Origin of the sequence: Nostoc sp., from assembly GCF_036917675.1 — a bacterium.
Classification (GTDB): Bacteria; Cyanobacteriota; Cyanobacteriia; order Cyanobacteriales; family Nostocaceae; genus Nostoc.
This window is the reverse complement of sequence record NZ_JBALCT010000041.1, coordinates 1-18452: the sequence shown is the minus strand read 5'-3', so window position 1 is coordinate 18452 and position 18452 is coordinate 1. Positions and strand designations below refer to the sequence as shown.

18 protein-coding genes and 1 pseudogene are annotated in these 18452 nt (G+C 42.3%); 13 read left to right on the top strand and 6 right to left on the bottom strand.

Annotated features, from left to right (window positions below):
* The first annotated feature begins 69 nt into the window (after positions 1–69).
* Both tpiA and folP read left to right on the top strand, forming a co-directional pair.
* The gene (gene tpiA, locus V7K31_RS13490; RefSeq protein WP_335094839.1) at positions 70–801 is read left to right on the top strand and encodes a triose-phosphate isomerase; all 732 of its coding nucleotides are present in this window, start codon (positions 70–72) and stop codon (positions 799–801) included.
* A gap of 52 nt (positions 802–853) precedes the next feature.
* The gene (gene folP, locus V7K31_RS13485; protein WP_335094838.1) at positions 854–1714 is read left to right on the top strand and encodes a dihydropteroate synthase; all 861 of its coding nucleotides are present in this window, start codon (positions 854–856) and stop codon (positions 1712–1714) included.
* Here folP and V7K31_RS13480 read toward each other — a convergent pair.
* Positions 1711–2553, bottom strand: coding sequence for an SPFH domain-containing protein (locus tag V7K31_RS13480; RefSeq protein WP_335094837.1), 843 nt, complete (start codon positions 2551–2553; stop codon positions 1711–1713). The genes folP and V7K31_RS13480 overlap by 4 nt on opposite strands.
* On the opposite strand from V7K31_RS13480, the gene V7K31_RS13475 reads away from it, so the two are divergent.
* Together V7K31_RS13475 and V7K31_RS13470 are read left to right on the top strand one after the other, a co-directional pair.
* Positions 2552–2680 (top strand): hypothetical protein, encoded by a 129-nt coding sequence (locus tag V7K31_RS13475; protein ID WP_335094836.1) that lies wholly within the window; start codon positions 2552–2554, stop codon positions 2678–2680. The two genes, V7K31_RS13480 and V7K31_RS13475, sit on opposite strands and share 2 nt — an antisense overlap.
* 186 nt (positions 2681–2866) lie before the next feature.
* Positions 2867–3211 (top strand): hypothetical protein, encoded by a 345-nt coding sequence (locus V7K31_RS13470; protein ID WP_335094835.1) that lies wholly within the window; start codon positions 2867–2869, stop codon positions 3209–3211.
* Positions 3212–3453: 242 nt separating this feature from the next.
* Here V7K31_RS13470 and pth read toward each other — a convergent pair whose 3' ends face one another.
* The 3 genes from pth to psbH form a co-directional block, all read right to left on the bottom strand.
* Positions 3454–4095 (bottom strand): aminoacyl-tRNA hydrolase, encoded by a 642-nt coding sequence (gene pth / locus V7K31_RS13465; protein ID WP_335094834.1) that lies wholly within the window; start codon positions 4093–4095, stop codon positions 3454–3456.
* Positions 4096–4128: 33 nt separating this feature from the next.
* Positions 4129–4401 (bottom strand): TatA/E family twin arginine-targeting protein translocase, encoded by a 273-nt coding sequence (locus V7K31_RS13460; RefSeq protein ID WP_298917780.1) that lies wholly within the window; start codon positions 4399–4401, stop codon positions 4129–4131.
* A 150-nt stretch (positions 4402–4551) separates the two neighbouring features.
* On the bottom strand, positions 4552–4755 hold the full coding sequence (gene psbH / locus V7K31_RS13455) for a photosystem II reaction center phosphoprotein PsbH (RefSeq protein ID WP_292760391.1): 204 nt from the start codon (positions 4753–4755) through the stop codon (positions 4552–4554).
* Positions 4756–4840: 85 nt separating this feature from the next.
* Here psbH and psbN point away from each other — a divergent pair, with 85 nt between their 5' ends.
* Complete coding sequence (psbN, locus tag V7K31_RS13450; protein ID WP_196525836.1) at positions 4841–4972, top strand: photosystem II reaction center protein PsbN; 132 nt, start codon at positions 4841–4843, stop codon at positions 4970–4972.
* 116 nt (positions 4973–5088) lie between these two features.
* Here the strand turns inward: psbN and V7K31_RS13445 are convergent, their stop codons facing one another.
* Positions 5089–8361 (bottom strand): alpha-mannosidase, encoded by a 3273-nt coding sequence (locus V7K31_RS13445; protein ID WP_335094833.1) that lies wholly within the window; start codon positions 8359–8361, stop codon positions 5089–5091.
* 105 nt (positions 8362–8466) lie between these two features.
* Here V7K31_RS13445 and V7K31_RS13440 point away from each other — a divergent pair, with 105 nt between their 5' ends.
* The 3 genes from V7K31_RS13440 (at position 8467) to V7K31_RS13430 (ending at position 12167) form a co-directional block, all read left to right on the top strand.
* Positions 8467–10140 (top strand): hypothetical protein, encoded by a 1674-nt coding sequence (locus V7K31_RS13440; protein ID WP_335094832.1) that lies wholly within the window; start codon positions 8467–8469, stop codon positions 10138–10140.
* 831 nt (positions 10141–10971) lie between these two features.
* Complete coding sequence (locus V7K31_RS13435) at positions 10972–11892, top strand: alpha/beta hydrolase (protein ID WP_335094831.1); 921 nt, start codon at positions 10972–10974, stop codon at positions 11890–11892.
* 131 nt (positions 11893–12023) lie between these two features.
* Entirely contained in the window at positions 12024–12167 is a 144-nt protein-coding gene (locus tag V7K31_RS13430; RefSeq protein WP_335094830.1) for an AbrB/MazE/SpoVT family DNA-binding domain-containing protein, read from the top strand.
* Between the two features lie 397 nt (positions 12168–12564).
* Here V7K31_RS13430 and V7K31_RS13425 read toward each other — a convergent pair whose 3' ends face one another.
* Positions 12565–13071: a GNAT family N-acetyltransferase gene (locus V7K31_RS13425; RefSeq protein ID WP_335094829.1), complete on the bottom strand. Its 507-nt coding sequence runs from the start codon at positions 13069–13071 to the stop codon at positions 12565–12567.
* Positions 13072–13238: 167 nt separating this feature from the next.
* On the opposite strand from V7K31_RS13425, the gene V7K31_RS13420 reads away from it, so the two are divergent.
* The 5 genes and pseudogenes from V7K31_RS13420 to V7K31_RS13400 all read left to right on the top strand — a co-directional run.
* Positions 13239–13694 carry a helix-turn-helix domain-containing protein gene (locus V7K31_RS13420; RefSeq protein ID WP_335094828.1) on the top strand — a complete coding sequence of 152 codons (456 nt, stop codon included), beginning with the start codon at positions 13239–13241 and terminating at the stop codon, positions 13692–13694.
* A 65-nt stretch (positions 13695–13759) separates the two neighbouring features.
* Positions 13760–14266 (top strand): PIN domain-containing protein, encoded by a 507-nt coding sequence (locus tag V7K31_RS13415; protein ID WP_442941277.1) that lies wholly within the window; start codon positions 13760–13762, stop codon positions 14264–14266.
* Positions 14267–14324: 58 nt separating this feature from the next.
* Positions 14325–15371 carry a zinc-dependent dehydrogenase gene (locus tag V7K31_RS13410; protein ID WP_335094826.1) on the top strand — a complete coding sequence of 349 codons (1047 nt, stop codon included), beginning with the start codon at positions 14325–14327 and terminating at the stop codon, positions 15369–15371.
* A 209-nt stretch (positions 15372–15580) separates the two neighbouring features.
* Entirely contained in the window at positions 15581–16882 is a 1302-nt protein-coding gene (locus tag V7K31_RS13405; RefSeq protein ID WP_335094825.1) for an inorganic phosphate transporter, read from the top strand.
* Positions 16883–17571: 689 nt separating this feature from the next.
* Positions 17572–18452 (top strand): annotated as a pseudogene (locus V7K31_RS13400) (hypothetical protein); the annotation flags it as partial.

Below are 18452 nucleotides of genomic sequence, written 5' to 3'. Positions count from 1 at the left end.
TGACTAACAAAAAGTCATAAACTGAAAAATGCATCTAAATAACTCGTTAGGATCTTGACTAAATTACCTGTGCGGAAAATCGTTATTGCCGGCAACTGGAAAATGTTCAAAACCCAGGCAGAGACCCAGGAGTTTTTACAAGGATTTCTGCCCCACTTAGAGGAAACCCCCCAAGGGCGAGAAGTGATATTGTGCCCTCCGTTCACTGATTTAAGCCTTTTGTCCAAGAGTTTGCACGGTAGCCTCATCCAACTGGGGGCGCAAAATGTCCACTGGGAAGAATTTGGAGCCTATACGGGTGAGATTTCTGCCCCAATGCTGACAGAAAGTGGTGTGCGCTTTGTGATTGTCGGTCATAGCGAACGACGGCAATACTTTGGTGAAACGGACGCCACCGTTAATCTACGCCTCCGAACTGCTCAAAGGTTTGGTTTAACCCCAATTCTCTGTGTTGGCGAAACTAAACAACAACGAGATGCGGGAAAAACTGAATCACTGATTACTCTCCAACTCGATAAAGGCTTGCTAGATATTGATCAAAATAATTTGGTGATTGCCTACGAACCGATTTGGGCCATTGGCACGGGTGAAACTTGTGAAGTGACGGAAGCAAATCGAATAATTGGCTTAATTCGTAGCCAGTTGAGTAATCCCAATGTATCAATTCAATATGGTGGCTCAGTCAAGCCGAATAATATTGATGAGATCATGGCTCAACCAGAAATTGATGGTGTTTTAGTGGGAGGAGCAAGTCTAGAAGCTGATAGTTTCGCTCGAATTGTGAATTTTAAGTCAGTGTGATGTGCCTTCTTCTCGTTCCCATGCTCTGCATGGGAATGCCTAATGTAGATTTATGCCAAGGAACTTGATAATTCGAGGACGCTGTTTCGATTGGGGACAGCGAACTTATTTGATGGGCATTTTGAATGTGACACCTGATAGCTTTAGTGATGGGGGTGAGTTTAACACTACCTCTGCCGCTTTAGTACAGGCGCAAGCACTGGTAGCTGCTGGTGCCGACATAATCGATGTGGGCGGTCAATCAACTCGACCAGGGGCAAAGCAAATAACTCTGGCGGAGGAACTTGATCGGGTAGTATCAGTATTACTTGTAATAAGACCAGAAATTTCAGTCCCGATTTCTGTAGATACTACCCGTGCTGCTGTAGCCAGGGCATCTGTAGAAGTTGGAGCGGATATTATTAATGATATTTCTGGTGGCACTTTTGACTCAGAAATGTTGCCAACAGTGGCAGAGTTAGATGTGCCGATTATCTTAATGCACATCCGGGGAACATCACAGACAATGCAACAACAGACTGATTATCAAGATTTGCTGGGAGAGATTTATAGTTTTTTGGCTAGGCAAATTGGGGTAGCAACTGCTGTGGGCATTGACCTGGATAAAATTATTATTGATCCTGGTATTGGCTTTGCTAAGAACTATGAACAAAATTTAGAAATTTTTCGCGGCTTGCGATCGCTAACAACACTCAACTGTCCTATCTTAGTAGGAGCATCTCGTAAAAGTTTCATTGGTCGCATTTTAAATCAACCAGATCCCAAAGCACGAGTTTGGGGAACGGCAGCAGCTTGTTGTGCTGCTATTTTTAATGGCGCTGATATCCTCCGAGTTCACGATGTTCAAGAAATGCGCGAGGTTTCACTAGTAGCTGATGCACTATTGAGACAAACCGTACAGCGTGATTGTTAGGTATTACCGTTTTCGTGTTTTTTGCCGTTACCTTCTTTATTTACTGACTCACTGATCAACTCATGAAACATTTCAGTTGAGTTGGCTGGGTCTATAAAGACAATTTTGGCATTATTGCTCTCACCAAGTTTTTGGCTAGCATCTACGTAATCTTGAGCCACAAGATACCGCAGAATGTCCCTAGTATCTGGATTGGAACGTAGAGCTTGAGAAATGATTTGCACTGAAGCCATAGTGCCTTCTGCTTTTTTAATTGCAGCTTCCTTTTCCCCTTCTGCTTCGGTAATCAGCGCCCGTTTTTTGATTACAGAGGCTTGCTCTTCTTCCCTGGACTTCCGTACACTTTCAGGTAGGGTAATTTTCTGAATATCTAACCGGACAATATCAACTCCCCAATCTATCGTTATACTATTCAACTCGAATAAGAGGGCTGAGTGCATCTCCAGTCTAGAGACATTGGTCTGCTCCAGGGTGTTCTGGGCAATGATTTCCCGGAGCGTTGTTGTAGTCACCTCTGTCAGTGCCTTTTGCAGATCGTCAATAGCATAAAAGCTTTTCTCAATATCTTTGAGTCGCCAGTATACAATAGCGTCCACTTCCACAGAAATATTATCTTGGGTGATCACATCCTGAGGCTTGATGTCTAAAATTTGCTCTCGTGTAGTATCTTCCATTACAACCTGATCGACTAAGGGAACAATAAAGTTCAGCCCAGGCTTAAGTTTGCGATGAAACCGCCCCAGGCGTTCCACTAGGGCTTCATTACCTTGATTAATCAGTTTTGCAGAACCTAAGGCATAACCTATAAGCACTAAAACTATAAAAATGATTGGCTCCATGTATACTCCTATTCAGCTTTGGGGAGAATTTAGTGTCAAGAATATGCTACTAGCTTGTCATATCTTTGAGTTTAATGTTTTGAGTAAAACTGTTTTGGGGAATGCGATCGCTATTAAAGCACCTTGATAAAACGCTGGCAAGGACTACTTTATGTAATCAACATTACTTGTACTGACATCTTCCAACGTTCGGGAGGTTTATCCAGTATATTCACTTAGTCTGAGATATTTAACGTAAAACATAGCACAATATAAAAAGCTCCAGTATGATCGGATTAAAATTAGCTTCAGCCATTAAAAATGTAAAAATATTATGAGCGGGCTGTTAATCAGACTTATTGGTTTAATCTTACTTATTACAGGCTTATACTTTTTTGGTCAAGACATCATATTTGTTAGCGGTTACTATTCATATTTTTACCGTAGCTTACCTGCTACAGCTTCCGTTATCGCAACTATGATAGGTGTATTTGCATTAGTCTTCTTTCGTAGAGAAACTGGTAACTTGGGATGGATTTTTCTAGGCATTGGCATAGTACTAGTTTTCTTAAGCGGTGGAGTTATTTTAAAGCCAACTAGCTTATGGGATTTCATAATTGCTTTTGCTGCATTAGCATCTGGATATAAATTATTAAATGAGGGCAGAATCAGCTTTTAAATAAGTGTAGGTTGGGTTCAGGAACGAAACCCAACATTTGTTGTGGTTTGTTGGGTTTCACTTCGTACCCCTATGGGGATCTTGCTATAACCCAACCTACAATTATCCTTAACCCAAGCGTATTGGGCTTTATCTTGGTTGGATAGAGCAAGCTAAAATCGCTACCCATCAACCAAAATAAACGCCTTTAAACATCGGTTAGCTTCCTTTCTTCTAGCTGATAGGGCAGTATTCATCCAACCCTAAGACTCAGAATTATTAATAGTGCGGCTATTACAAACATTCATCGCCTTTTCTACTCCATGCTTGAGGCTTAGTTCAATACACTCAACCACGAACTGAAGTACAAAAGACATCAGCTGATTTTCGGCAGCAGAAAATCGCCCCAGCACATAGGAGACAGTATCTGAATCATCGTTATTAGCTGCACCTTTGGGTTTACCAATACCGATTCGTAAACGGGGAAAGTTTTGGGTACCAAGATGTGCGATCGCACTTTTCATGCCGTTATGTCCCCCAGCCGAACCAGATAAGCGCAGCCGAGTTTTTCCCAAGGGCAAATCCATATCGTCATAAATCACCAACACCGACTCAGGCGGCAATTTATACCAACTTGTCACCGCTTGTATTGCTTGTCCTGAGCGATTCATATAAGTCAACGGCTTCAGTAAGCGAATCTTACCTCCACCTGGGGCTATACCCTCGCCATACTCACCCTGAAACTTACGATTTTCTGCTAAGGGAATGCGCCAAGAACGGGAGAGAGTTTCCATAGCAGCAAAGCCGATATTATGGCGTGTTTGGTTGTACTTAGCTTCTGGATTCCCCAACCCGACAATTAGCTGGGGAATCACCAAAGCTGGTTGCGTAACTGCTTCTGTCATTTTGCCTAGAGTCAATTGATATGAAGCTCTCTCCTAGCTAGGTTGGGAAGAACTAGCGGTATCCTGCTCAGATTTAGCAGGGTGGATTTGCTTAGGTTCCAATTCCGCAGTAGTCTTCACAGCTTCTTCTAACTGTTCTGCTTCTTTTTGAAACTCATTTTGAAAATCCTTGGAAGCTTCTTGGAAACTACGAATTGTTTTGCCTACACTCCGACCAATTTCCGGCAGCTTCTTTGGACCAAAGATTAACAGCGCTACTACCATAATTACAGCCATTTCCGGCAGACCAATACCAAATATATTCATTTTTTGTCTCCTGTAAACTATAAAACCATTACATAAACTCACATATTATAAGAATACTCAATGGTTAGTGTGGACTGACCATTGACAAAAAAACCCGGAAGAACCGGGTGTAACTTAACTTGTGATCCAAACTTGATAGCTGTGTATCCGTTAGCGTCCTAAACTCCGCCAATCGACAAATACATCCTGAATCAACAGTGATTTATTGTAAAGTTGCAGAATAATCAGCAGAAACACGAAAAATAGCAAAATAAAAACAGCCATTACAGGGGTAGTACCCCATCCTGGAGCCACCTTTCCATACTCAGAGTTCAGGGGTTTCAGGATATCTCCCAACCAAGTCCTTTGTGCCATAGTTCACCCAAGATTACTAACCAAAGCTTTTTTTAATGTTCTGTAATATTCTATAAGAATAGCACTCATAATCTATCTCTCAATTATGGAACCCGCAATAGTTCTTAGCATTTCTGTGGCTGTCGTGGTGGTTGCCATCACCGGACTGTCGATTTATACCTCCTTTGGCCCTCCTAGCAAGCAGTTGAACGATCCGTTTGATGACCATGAAGATTAAAAGAGTTAGGAGTTAGGAGTTAGGAGTCAAAAGCTCAAAATTAGTGGTCTGTGTGAATAATTTTAAGAGGTTCGTAGTTTGCCCTTTAGCGCTAAAGCGCAAACTACGAACAACACTTACCTGGGATTAGTCGCTGGTATTACCTTGAAACTGGCGATTTTCCAAGGCTGTATTGTCAAGATTTGTTGCTGAGATGAGAATTCAGTGGTAGAGGAACGCTCTAACAAATCTACTCTATCTCCTAGACTCAACCCTAAATCACTTTGCAAAGCTAACTCGGCTGTTTCTCCGTGACATTCATAACACCGTAGAATTAACTGCTGTGGGTCATCCTCAGATGGCTTCAAGGCCATTAAAATTAAATTTTTAGCTGATAAATCTAGGAACCTCCCCCCTTTAATAGTGTGGAGTGCTGTTAGCGGATAGCTATGGTTTACCCCGTTGTGAATGCTGGGTGGATTCAATATCACTTGTAGGGATATATTCAATTCATAGCCACGCCGTACTGTATGGGCTGATTCCCAGCTACCACCATGAGGATATAAGGTATATGTGAACTGGTGAAAACCTCTGTCTGCCTCTGAGTCTGGCCAATTAGGACTGCGTAACAGTGTCAGGCGGAGTTTATTTGGTTTGCTGTCGTAACCGTATTTACAATCATTCAGCAAACTGACACCATAATGATTTTGGATTGCGGTATTTTTCTGTGTGTCTTCTGCTGTCAAATCAGCCCAACGCAAAGCGGGAACTTCCCATTTTGCTTGTTCTGCGGGGGTTTGTGGTTTAGTTGTCCGGCGAATCGCGCCACAGGGAATTTCATAGGTAGCAAAGTCTGCTTCAACATTCAGAGGAAAAGCAGCTTTCACTAATACATGATTTTCTTGCCAATTGACGGTAGTAGCTATCTTCAGCAGAGGTGAACCAGCTTCGAGAATATAGTCTTGGCAAAATTCTGATTCACCCAACTGACGCACCACGCGCACACGACTTTGCACTGGACCTTGTTCTAACCACTGAATAGATTGAAGATTTGTTGCGGGTAAGGGATGTTGGGCGTAATTGGGGTCTATATTCCAAGCATCCCAATATTGACCACTATCTTTAAAAGCTTGCAGTTGATTTCCCGCCCCACTCAAAACTTCTCGATGATAAGTTTTATCAAAAACACTTGATAAATCTCCAGTATCAGGATCTATAACAACTCGCAGGAATTCATTTTCTAAAATCCAGTCTGGGAGGAGTGAGGGAGATGAGGGGGATGAGGGGGATGAGGGAGAAAGCCAAAATATGCGGTAGCCAACGGGTGGAATTTCGGTGGCCAGAAATAGTAGCGTTGATGGTTCAGATAATTGGGAGACAAGCTGCTTTCCAGAAGCATCGTAAATTTGCCATTCCTCTGGCGTGGGTAAAGTTACAGAGACTACCTCAGAACGCTGCCAATTGAGAGAATTGAAAACGAAAATAGGCAAACTATCGGGTTTTGGTGGTTCTGATAAGGTAATGTGAGATGCGATCGCTAAAAGTGATGACTGTAATATCTTCATTCCTACTTGTTCCACTTGCTGCCACTGGGGCAACGCATCTGTGTAAACTTGGGTAATTGAAGAACCAGGCAAAATATCGTGAAACTGTTGAAATAACACCAGCTTCCAAGCTGCTTCGATTTCTGCTTTGGGATATGTCACACCACAGCTTACAGTTGCCAAGGTAGCAAATAATTCAGCTTCATACAATAAATTTTCACAACGACGATTCCAACGTTTTTGATCTGCGTGGGTAGTGTAGCAACCGCGATGGAATTCTAAGTATAGTTCGTCATTCCAGATCGGGAATGAGGGAGAAGCAGGGGAGGATGGGGGAGAATCATAACTATTGACAGACGCGGTGAATCGCGTCTCTACGATTTGGTGTAAATACTTTTCAGCCGTCGTAAATTCTAAGTCTGGGAAGAAAGGCGACTTTTGCCAGCGTTGGGCGGTTTCTAACATATCACGGGTGGGTCCGCCGCCGTGGTCGCCGACACCGGGAAGCCAGAGGGATTCTGGTAAACCAGTTTGGGTTTGCCATTCCAGAGCATAGGATGCCATTTTAACTGGGTCAATGCTTTCACCGATGGGTGCAGACATCAAACTAAAGATTTCGCTACCGTCAGGCGATCGCCACCAAAAAGCCCCATAATCAAATTTAGTAGTATCATTCCACCGTAACTTCTGGGTGACAAAATACTCAATTCCGGCATTAGCGAAAAACTGCGGTAAAGTTGCACAGAAACCAAAAGAATCTGGAACCCATACCACTGTTGAAAGCTTGCCAAATTTCTCCTGGATGTAGCGCTGGCCATACAATAGCTGACGGACTATTGATTCACCAGCAATCAAGTTTAGTTCTGGTTCCACCCACATTCCGCCGACAACTTCCCAACGTCCAGCAGCTACCTGTGCTTGAATCGCCCCAAACAAATCCGGGCGATGTTCTTCAATCCAAGCATAAAGTGCGGGAGTCGAATGACAAAAAATTAACTCAGGAAAATCTTCTTGTAACTTCAGAACCGACTCAAAAGTGTTTTGCGCCGCATTCCAGGTTTCACTCACAGGCCATAGCCATGCTAAATCTAAATGAGCATGACCCAACAGGAAAATTTTAGATTTTGGGTCGCAGCTTTGGTGCGCTTCCAGCCCAACTTGGATTTTGGATTGAATTAAATTTTGGCGTAGGGACAAAAACGACTTTACCAACTCTTCCTTCTCTCCCTCCGTATCCTCTGCGCCTCTGCGGTTCGTAACCTCCCGCACCATCGCCGCCAAAACATCCAACTTTTCCGGTGTAAACTTTTCCAAATAAAGTTGTACCACAGCTAACTCATCAGCCACAAAACCCGGATCGGGATTATTATCAACAGTAGACTGATAAACTAGGAGCGATCGCACTAAAGCACCATCACAATGTCCCGGACTCACTAACCGCAAAGCCACAGTAAACTCTTCCCCTGGCGTCACCCCTTGACTGATAAGCACTCTCGGCGAACAATCAAATAAATCACCCTCCAGCACTAACTCCCCATTCACATAAATTTCAGCAGAATCTGCCCACCAAAGCAGCGCCAGCCGCAAAGATAACCCAGCTAAGGGATAACCTTGTAAATCTTGGGGAACCACCAACCTTTGCACTAGCCATAGCACTTTTTTCCCGCCTGTCCAAGCAATATGTTCTTTAGCATTCAACTGGACAGGTTGCCAATGAGACAAATCAGCAGCGACAACATCAGTAATAATCAGGTCAGATTCCTGGTATAGCCACGTAGACTGAAGATTAACTTGACAAAAAGAGCGCAGTTGCTCAATAACTTGTGAGATTAATTTGGTCTGAGATTGAGAGATAGTCGGGGTCATATTTTCGCTAAGATAAGGTTACTTACGATAATTAACAGTTAGTCGTTTTTATTGTTTGGCGGGAGTCTCACAACTCAACAAGACTTGAACTAAAAAATTACTACTATGTCTTCTGGTTCCTCTGGTCGTTATCAAAGCAGACTATTTAACTTTGTCCACCAGCAATCTCGGCGGGTGACACAACAGTGGGAACACACCTTTCGGCATTTGCAAGTTGCTACTAAGTGGGGTGTGGAAGTACTACTTTACCCAGTGTATCTACTGTTTCAGTCATCGGAATCATCTGGGAAAACGCTACACACCAAAGAACCACAAACTAGACTAAAGTTACAACCAAATGATCCCAATTTCCAGCCCGAAACTCTCCCAAATGTTGATACTCCCATTCAAAATGCACTAGAGGCAGTCCATTATCTGTCATGTGATGAACTCGCCTCTACTCCGGCAAAAACGTCTGAATTTTTCAATCCCTTGTCCTTATTGGGAGTTTTTCGGCTGAAATTCGTTGATAATAACTCTACAAATAACGCTAATCTTACTCAATCATCAAATATTACAGAGAATAAAGCGGAAAATCTCAACCGTTTACACTTGGAAAATGTCCTTCGACAGCATCTTCCAATAGTGCGGGGAATTGCCACAAATTTGATGAATCGGAATTTAGTACTCGTTACTGCCGATAATGAAATTCTAGATATTTTGACACTACAACAGCAGGCAAAATTAGAAGACCGGATTATTAACGAAGTTGCTAAATACTGGCAGTCTTCTCTACGAGACGCTGCGCGAAGGCGGTTGATTATAGCTAAAAAAGAAACGGAGTTATTACCACAAATTGACCGTTTATTAGCAAAACTTACTGACGTAAATACAGCCAAAATTACCGTTATAACTGACGATATACCAAAAGATTTACTTAATACAGATAGATTATTAGTATTTTTAGATATAGCCGTTGCTAAGTTGGAATTAAATGCTTTAGTGCCTGTGCAAGAACGTAGCCAGGAAATTGTCCAAGTTGCCCAAACTCAGTTAAATATATTTCTTTATGGCAAAGAGCAATTAGCTGCTAGGGGAGAAATGGCAACCACATCTCATAGTTTGGAAACTCAGAAACTGAATCTTCAGGCTTTGATTGAGGCGGCGCTTAATTACTTTTTTGGTGTTGGTAGTAGAAAAACAGTTGAGCCATCAACGAGTAATGAAAGATTGCCAGGTAAACTATTATCATCACGCCTTAGAAAACCCTTGTCTAAAAGCCCTCAGTTAGAGAACATGGATTTAACAGATGATCTTTGGCTAAGGTGGGGTGATTTATTTGGTGACACCGAAACCGTTGCTGATAGGCCAGTTAGACTTTCTCAAAGTAAAAATCCTGCTTTAACCCCAAGTTTATCAGTAGGGCATTTTCCACAAAAGAATTTGAGTGTAAAACAACCTAAACTCAAATCTGATTTGGTAGGAAGGAAACAAGCAACTAGTAATCTCGCCCCAAGTCAAAAAACATCTGGAAAATTCGCCTCTGCGAAACAAACCCAAGCCCGCATTTCCAAAACTAAAAGCGAGAGTCGTAAAGGGGAAATTTTGCAACAGCAATTTCACCAAAGCAGTCAAGTTGAGGCACAACCAGACTGGATAGAAACTAAAGCAACTTCAACAGGCTATGAGAAGCACCCGTTAGAGCAACTTCTGGAATGGCTTGATTATGTTATGGTCTGGCTAGAAGAGAGATTTGTAAAGATTTTTCAGTCGTTGCGGCAACTATGGCTGGGAAAATAATACTAATTCGTAATTAAGAAGCGTTTAAATTCATCAGCTAATCATAATTATTGAGGTCATATAGGACTCCGGTTTGATTTCTGAAAATATACGTAGGATGTGTTAGCACGGAGAGTACGGCATCAAACCCATGATAATAGTGCGTTACGAACTCCGTTCTAACACACTCTACAATACCTAATTTCGTTCAAAACTCAGTACACCTTTATAGCTGAATTCTTCTTTATTGCTTCTTCCCAGTTAAGAGTTCCCTCTCTCTACGAGTGATTCAGGAATCAAATCGGATTCCTATATTATTAACCAACCTACGGTTAGAAGCCCTTGTCATTATAAATCTTGGGCTTCGTTGCCATCCCGCCTTGGAATAAATTCCGAGGCTAATAGCTAAAGTCCTCTCAAGAGGACTAAATATAAGATTTTAAGTGATGTAAATATAGCAGTCCTAAATCATTTGTGAAAATTTTTGTAGATTCCTCTCTCTGCGCTCTCTGCGCCTCTGCGGTTCGTTAAAACAGTAATTTTCACAACTCAGATAGGATTGCTATAGCTATACTCTGTAGAAGCGAAAATTTCAGTCCACTTAAGTGGACTTGAGCTATTAGCCCCGAACTTTAGTTCTGGGCGGGATGTTGGTTAGCACTACACTTTGACTGTTACAAAAATGTGGGTAACGACAAGGGTTAGAATCTAGGGAATTATCTTCTCGATATTTTAAATACGCAAGGGTAACTCAATTCCCTGTAATTCTTCCATAGCTAGAAGCTATTTTTATTACAATGGATGTTGACATTATTAGTAGCTTGCTGAGAAAATACGTAAAAAATTAACCCTATGATTGACCATAGCGATCGCATAGCGTCTCGTAGAGAAGGCACATTCCAAGGTGTTGGAGGACTTGACCTATATTACCAAAGCTGGCATCCAGAGGCTAAAGTACGGGCAATATTAGCCATTGTGCATGGACTTGGAGGACACAGCGATCGCTACACTAATGTGGTTCAGCATTTGATACCCAAAGAATATACTGTCTACGGCTTAGAGTTGCGTGGCCATGGACGCTCACCAGGTCAGCGAGGCTATATCAACGCTTGGAGTGAGTTTCGTGAAGACTTGGGAGCCTTTTTAGAGTTAATTCAGACTCAGCAGCCAGGATGCCCAATTTTTATCTTGGGTCATAGTTTAGGCGCAGTGATTGTTTTAGATTATATTCTGCGCTATCCCCAACAAGCATCATTATTGCAGGGTGCGATCGCTTTAGCGCCAACCTTGGGGAAAGTTGGGATTTCACCTGTTCGTCTGCTTTTAGGAAAAATGCTCTCACGGGTATGGCCGCGTTTCACCCTGAATACAGGTATTGACATCAGCGCTGGTTCACGAGATGAGCAGGTTTTAGCCGCCTATGCCCAAGATACACTCCGACATACCCGTGCTACTGCCCGTCTAGCTACAGAATTTTTTGCAACAGTTGATTGGATTAATGCTCACGCTACTGATTGGCAATTACCATTGTTGATTCTCCACGGTGGCGCAGACCGAATTGCTTTACCAGGGGGAAGCAACATCTTTTACCAACGCGTAAATTGCAAAGATAAGCTGAGAATTGAGTATCCAGGAGCCTATCACGATATTCAGAATGACCTCAATTACCCTGAGGTAATGGTTGATTTGGAAGATTGGTTGGAGCGACACCTACCATCTGAGGTGGTGCAGTTAGGGCGGGGAAATGCTGAGTTAGAGTTTCCTAGTTCTTAGCCTTCAGTGCATGAAGCTTGATTACTTTATCGTAAACTAATGCGTAGGCGTAGCCTGTTGTAGACATCGCCTCTGGATTCCTTGATGATAGAATTCTTGCATCATTATTACTTTTTTAAATTTGAGATGTAATGGAAATCACAAAATTGTCGAGTCAAGGGCAAGTGATTATTCCCAAGTCTTTGCGGGAGACGCATCGGTGGGAAGTTGGTCAAGAACTGATTGCTATTGATATAGGTGATGGGATTCTTTTAAAGCCAAAAAACCTTTTCTAGAAACCACATTAGATGATGTAGCATGTTGCTTAAAATATCAAGCTAATTGCTAAAGCCTTGAGGATATGGATAATACAATACGCCCAGGTGTAGACGATTTATGGCATGGTCGCAGTTGATACGAATATTGTTACAAGACTGTTGACCCAAGATGATGAATTACAGTTCAACAAGAGTATCTCATTAAGTTACATACCAGATTCTTTTTTAAATGCATATGCATACTAGACCTCCCAAACTCCGTTGTCAGGGTGTCGTTAGCCCATTCGATCTCAGTGGGAGTTTTGCCCTTCTTGTGGAATAACTCTTATAGACAAAGATAGCGAATTTCACCGTTGTATTTGGGTAGATGTATCGGGAATGAACGAATTCATTGAAACCTTGCACTACCACAACTTCAAGCCGTCGTAATGTCAATAATTCGCAGTCCCATAATTACTAAATCGCATTCAACGCTATCAATTTCGCCAACTTTAGGTAAATGTCCCCAGTGTTGAAAACCAAATGTTTCAAAAAGTTTTAAACTGGGTTGATTGTGGGCAAAAATAAAGCATAGTAGGGTCTTTAAACCCAAACTAGAACTTTCGCTAATTGCTTGTGCTAATAGTTGTCGTCCCAAACCACACCGATGAAAGTGAGGGGCTATGTAAATACTAATTTCGGCAGTCGTACTATAGGCAGGCCGCCCATAAAAGGATTGGAAACTAAGCCATCCAGCAATTACTCCCTCTACTTCGATTACCCAAATTGGGCGTTGTGAAGGCGATCGCTCTTTAAACCAAGAAAGGCGACTTTCCAAAGATACTGGCTCTAAATCAGCAGTTGCCATGCGGCTAGGAATTGCAGCATTATAAATTGCTACAATTGCAGGCAAGTCAGTTTCAGTCGCATGGCGAATAGTCATTGCTGGGTCTTGGAGAAAATCTTGAGAAAATATTCAAAAATAATACAGCGTTACGGATAAATATGGGGTTCGCTTTCCCCTTTCCCCTCTTTTTCATTTTATATCCAATTTTCGTTTATTGCGTTTATGTAATACAATTAAAATAAAATATCAAGCTAACCCTCTTTATGAATACCTTCCTATCTAACCAAAATCTGCCTACAGATTCCAGTATTATTACAGAAGCCGAAGCTGAGGCTATAAAGCAACTTGAATATATACTCAATCAGGAAAATAGTCAACTGAAATTAGCAGCAGCAAACGGCGAAGAAATGACTATTCCTGATTCTGTATGTCTTGTATTACGTCAAGTAGTGCAGGCAATGGCATCAGGCAAAAATGTATCTATAGTTACACATAATCCAGAGCTAACAACACAACAAGCTGCTGACTTGTTGAATGTATCACGTCCCTATCTGATTAAATTGTTAGAGCAGGGTGAGCTTCCTTATATTATGGTAGGAACTCATAGACGGGTGAAATTTGAGGATTTAATCAAATATAAACAGCAAAGGGATACTAAACGTACACAACTACTAGATGAATTAATAGCCGAAAGCCAAGAGTTAGGATTTTATGAGTAGGGTGTTCTCATTATTTACTGAGTATTATGTATCGTGCTGTGCTAGATTCTTGTGTACTATTCCCTATGTACTTACGAGATACCCTATTGTGTATGTCTGAGGCTGGTTTATATGTATCACATTGGTCGCAAGAAATACTTGATGGTGCAACTCGTAATCTAGTAAATACAGGTAGACTCACAACTACCCAAGCGATGAGACTGGAAGGGAGAATTAAAGAAGCCTTTCCTACAGCACTAATCGTAGTTCCTGACAATATTGTTCAATTAATGACAAATCACCCTAACGATCGCCATGTTCTGGCTGCTGCTGTGGTAGCTAAGGCTGATATAATTGTCACCTCAAATCTGAAGCATTTTCAAGATCAAGATTTAGCACCTTGGCAAATCAAAGCCAAATCTCCAGATGAGTTTTTAACTGAATTATATAATCTCTATCCGCAACAAGTGATTGAGGTATTACAGCGACAGTCTCAAAGTCTCAAAAAGCCACCCATAAGTTTTTTTGAGCTTCTAGAATTACTCACTAGAGAGGCACCAAGATTTACAAACAATATTAAATCCCAAACTTGATAACCTAACCTGAACCACTAAATGTTACATCTAGTATCGTTGAGCGGGAAAAACCAACGTGAAAGCACAGGTATTTAGAGGCGTTAATCAACTGTCTTACGAAGATATCCCAGTTCCAACCCTAGAACCAGATGAAGTGCTGGTACAGGTGCGGGTTGTGGGGTTGTGTCAGTCAGATATTAAAAAAATTCGTTATCCACTATATGAACCGCCGCGCATTTTTGGACATGAAACTGCCGGCACGATCGCAGCATTAGGCAATGATGTTAAAGGTTGGCAAGTTGGGCAACGGGTAGCGGTAATGCACCACATCCCTTGTATGCGTTGCGCCTACTGCCTAAATGATAATTTCTCCATGTGCGATGTCTACAAAAACATCTCCACTACCGCAGGCTTTAACGCCAGTGGTGGCGGTTTTGCCGATTATGTCAAGGTTCCCGGACATATTGTCCAAAATGGCGGGCTGATTCCCATCCCCGATCGCATCAGTTTTGAAGAAGCGAGTTTTGTAGAACCAACTAACTGCTGCTTAAAAGCTGTGAAAAAAGCCCAAATTGCTCCAGGACAAACTGTATTAGTTACTGGTGCTGGGCCAATTGGGTTAATGTTCATTATGTTAGTGAAGTATTTCGGAGCAAAAGCAATCGCTACCGATTTACTACCCTCTAGAATCGAAAAAGCCTTGAGTATCGGTGCAGAGGCGGCTTTTGATGCGCGTGACGCCGATTTAACTGCCAAAATCCATGCCCTAACTGGTGGACTGGGTGTTGATGTTACCCTGTTGGCTGTTCCCAGTGAGAAAGCTTTCTTTCAAGCACTTGATTGTACCCGCAAAGGTGGCAAAATCTTGTTTTTCGCCGAATTCCCTGATGAGGTAGAAATTCCCATCAACCCTAATATTCTCTACCGTCGAGAAATTGATTTGATCGGCAGTTATAGCTCATCTTATCGGCTTCAGAATCTCTCAGCTGATATTGTATTTAATCAGCGAATTGATGTAAAAGCGTTGATTAGCGATCGCTATCCATTAAAAGATTTATCAGCAGCTGTGGAAGTTGCGATCGCACCCACACCGGATACTTATAAAATCTTAATTTATCCGTAAAATAACGGTGGCATTGGGACGCAGGGAAATTATTCTTTACGTCCTCGTATCTTCTTCTTTAGCCTGTCCTGACTTTAATCCCTCTCCTTACTAAGGAGAGGGACAGGTTTTGCACAAGCAAAACCAGGGTGAGGTTTCTTTGGGCTATTCGATAAACCGTAAATTGCGTCAACAGAGACTTGTGTGTACACCCCATTAGCCCGAACAAAATGCTTATTACCCAAGTTGCAGTCGCCCTACTAGCTTTCTACGTCGCCTGGAATCTCGGAGCAAACGATGTTGCTAATGCAATGGGAACCTCTGTAGGTTCCAAAGCTGTCACCCTCAAACAGGCACTAATAATTGCTGGGGTATTAGACTTTACGGGTGCTGTATTGTTTGGACATGAGGTAACAGAAACCCTAGCGACGAAAATTGCTAATCCCGCCTTATTTGCTGCTACACCCCCAATATTTGTTACTGGGATGGTAACGGTACTAATATCGTGTGGTGTGTGGTTGCAAATTGCCACATCACGCGGTTTACCAGTCTCATCTTCCCATGCCGTTGTTGGCGCGATCGCTGGATTTAGTTGGGTAGCTTTGGGAGTAGATGCAATTGATTGGTCATCAATTGGCTTAATTACCATTGGCTGGATTTTGACACCGTTAATTAGTGGTGCGATCGCTGCTTTATTCTACAGTCAAATCAAGCACTGGATTTTGGATCAACCCAATCAAGTAGTGCAGTTACAAGAGTGGATTCCCTGGTTAAGTACTCTACTGCTAGGTGTATTCGGCGTGATTGTATTACCATCGCTGACTGAACCGCTAACCAATTTTGTAATTGAGCAAGTTGGTTTTACAATCCCTGCTTACGACATCCCACTATTAACGGGTGCAATAGCAGCAGTTGGACTCACAATCATTAGTTGGCGACAATTGGGAGATTTGGGGACAACAGGGCAAACAAAAGAGTCTACCCAATGCCCCATGCCCAATGCCCCATGCCCAATGCCCAATCCCATAGAAAGATTATTCGCCCGATTCCAATTATTGAGTGCTTGCTTTGTAGCTTTTGCTCATGGTTCTAATGATGTGGGAAATGCGATCGCTCCTTTAGCTGCGATCGTTTACATCAATCGCACTGGTAGCGTACCTACAGATGGGATCACTATCCCCATTTGGATTTTAATCCTTGGTGGTGCTGGTATTGTTGGTGGTTTAGCTGTCTGGGGTAAAAAAGTCATCGCCACTATTGGCGAAAACATTATTTCTTTGCAACCTAGTAGTGGATTTTGTGCCGAACTTGCGACTGCTACCACCATCCTCATCGCCTCGCGGCTAGGTTTACCAGTCTCTACCTCCCACGCTCTCGTCGGTGGTGTAGTCGGTATTGGACTAGTGCAAAATATCAAGTCGATTAAATTCCAAACATTAAAAGGCATTGCCGCCGCATGGCTAATTACAATCCCTGTGAGTGCTGGCCTGAGCGCTGCCATCTTTAGCATCGCCCGGATTTTATTTCTCTAAGAATTATTAATATTTTCCTAACTTTTTCCTCTACTGCATGTACTCAAAGTAGAACCTAGACTGCAACAACGCCAAAAAAGCGTGCTTTTGCAGAATTGCTGCTCATTCATTAGAATGTTGTACAGGGGATAGCGTAACTTTGAATTTCCACAGAAAGATACTTTAATCTCTATTTAGAGATGTAAACTGTCACACAAGTTACATTCCACACGAATTTCCAGCTAGTTTCGCAAGTCAGACAATTTTGTGGCGATGTCTGGCGAAAACTCGGTTTGCGCCTACGCGCACTCATCTGCAAGTCTTTGACAATTACTATTGGCAGCAAAACAATAAATAGTTATTTGGAGTGAGATTTCTTTAAAAGTAAAAATCTCATTGGCAAATAATTGCTGAAAATTAAAACTGACCAAAAACAAAAAAGTCTCAGTTCAAGCGACTTCCAGTCGTGGCGATAATTGCAAAATCGAATGGCCAAATATTTGTCAATGCTGAAGAGAAGACCGTGTAGTAACCAGTGGAGCAAATTTGATGCTTTGCTAACCTGTGTCTAGTATGACAGAATTACGTTGAAATGCGGAAGTGCTGTTAAAATTTTTAATTTATCTGACAAAATACAGGAAATTACTATGAGCGCCAAGCAAGTGTACGGGAAGCAGCTTTATCGTCAAGGTGTTAGAGGTTAGAAGCTAATGGGGCGATTCGAGAAGCAACCAGAAAACCCGCGAGTTAGAGGCGAGCTATCCAGAGCAGCAGAAAATGCTCTTTGGGCTGTAGTTGAAGACTTAGAAAATCTTCAGCAGAATGTCCTCAGAGCGTTGCAGGAAGACGTAAAGCGGCTTCAGTCAGAAAAAAATCGATTATCTGATGAAATTCAAAGCTTGGTAGAGGAAAAAGAGCATTTACAACAAGTGCGCCAAATCACTGAGCAGCAAGTGTTAATTCGTCAATTGGCAGAAGTTCTGGCAAAGCATATATCTTCACAACTGCAATCCTCTCTGGCAACTTTAGCTAACCAAACCATAGAGGGCAAATCTTACGAACAAGCTGCGCTGAAGTCCGCTGAAGTAAGCAGCAATGTAGTCGGTGAAATCAATGAGAAAGTCGAACACATGTTTGACAGCCTAGATGACACCGTTACTGTTACCTTTAACTCGCTGCAACAGGAGCTGAAGAACTATCAAAGTAATCTTTCCCAACAGTTGTCACGGATGTACAGCCAGCAGCAGCAAGGGGAAACGATTTTGGCGGAGTTTGTTAATCGCCTGCATGGAGAACTAGAAAAAACTATAGAAGAAACTTCGCGCAAACCACCAACAGCAGGTAAACCTACTGTTTTGCAGTTTACGGAGCCAGAGAAAAACAGTTCTTTTGAGACATCCCCGCCACAGTCTGGCGAAGTAGCTAGAAATTCCCCTGAGCCAATTTCCCCGATCGCTAATAAATTTTCACAAGGGGAAACGACATTACAGCCGCCGATTGTTAGAGAAAACGCCGCGAACCCAATTTCTGTCCCTAGCCAAGACTTGTCCGAAAGGGAAACGACATCAGAGCCAACCATTGTTAGAGAAAA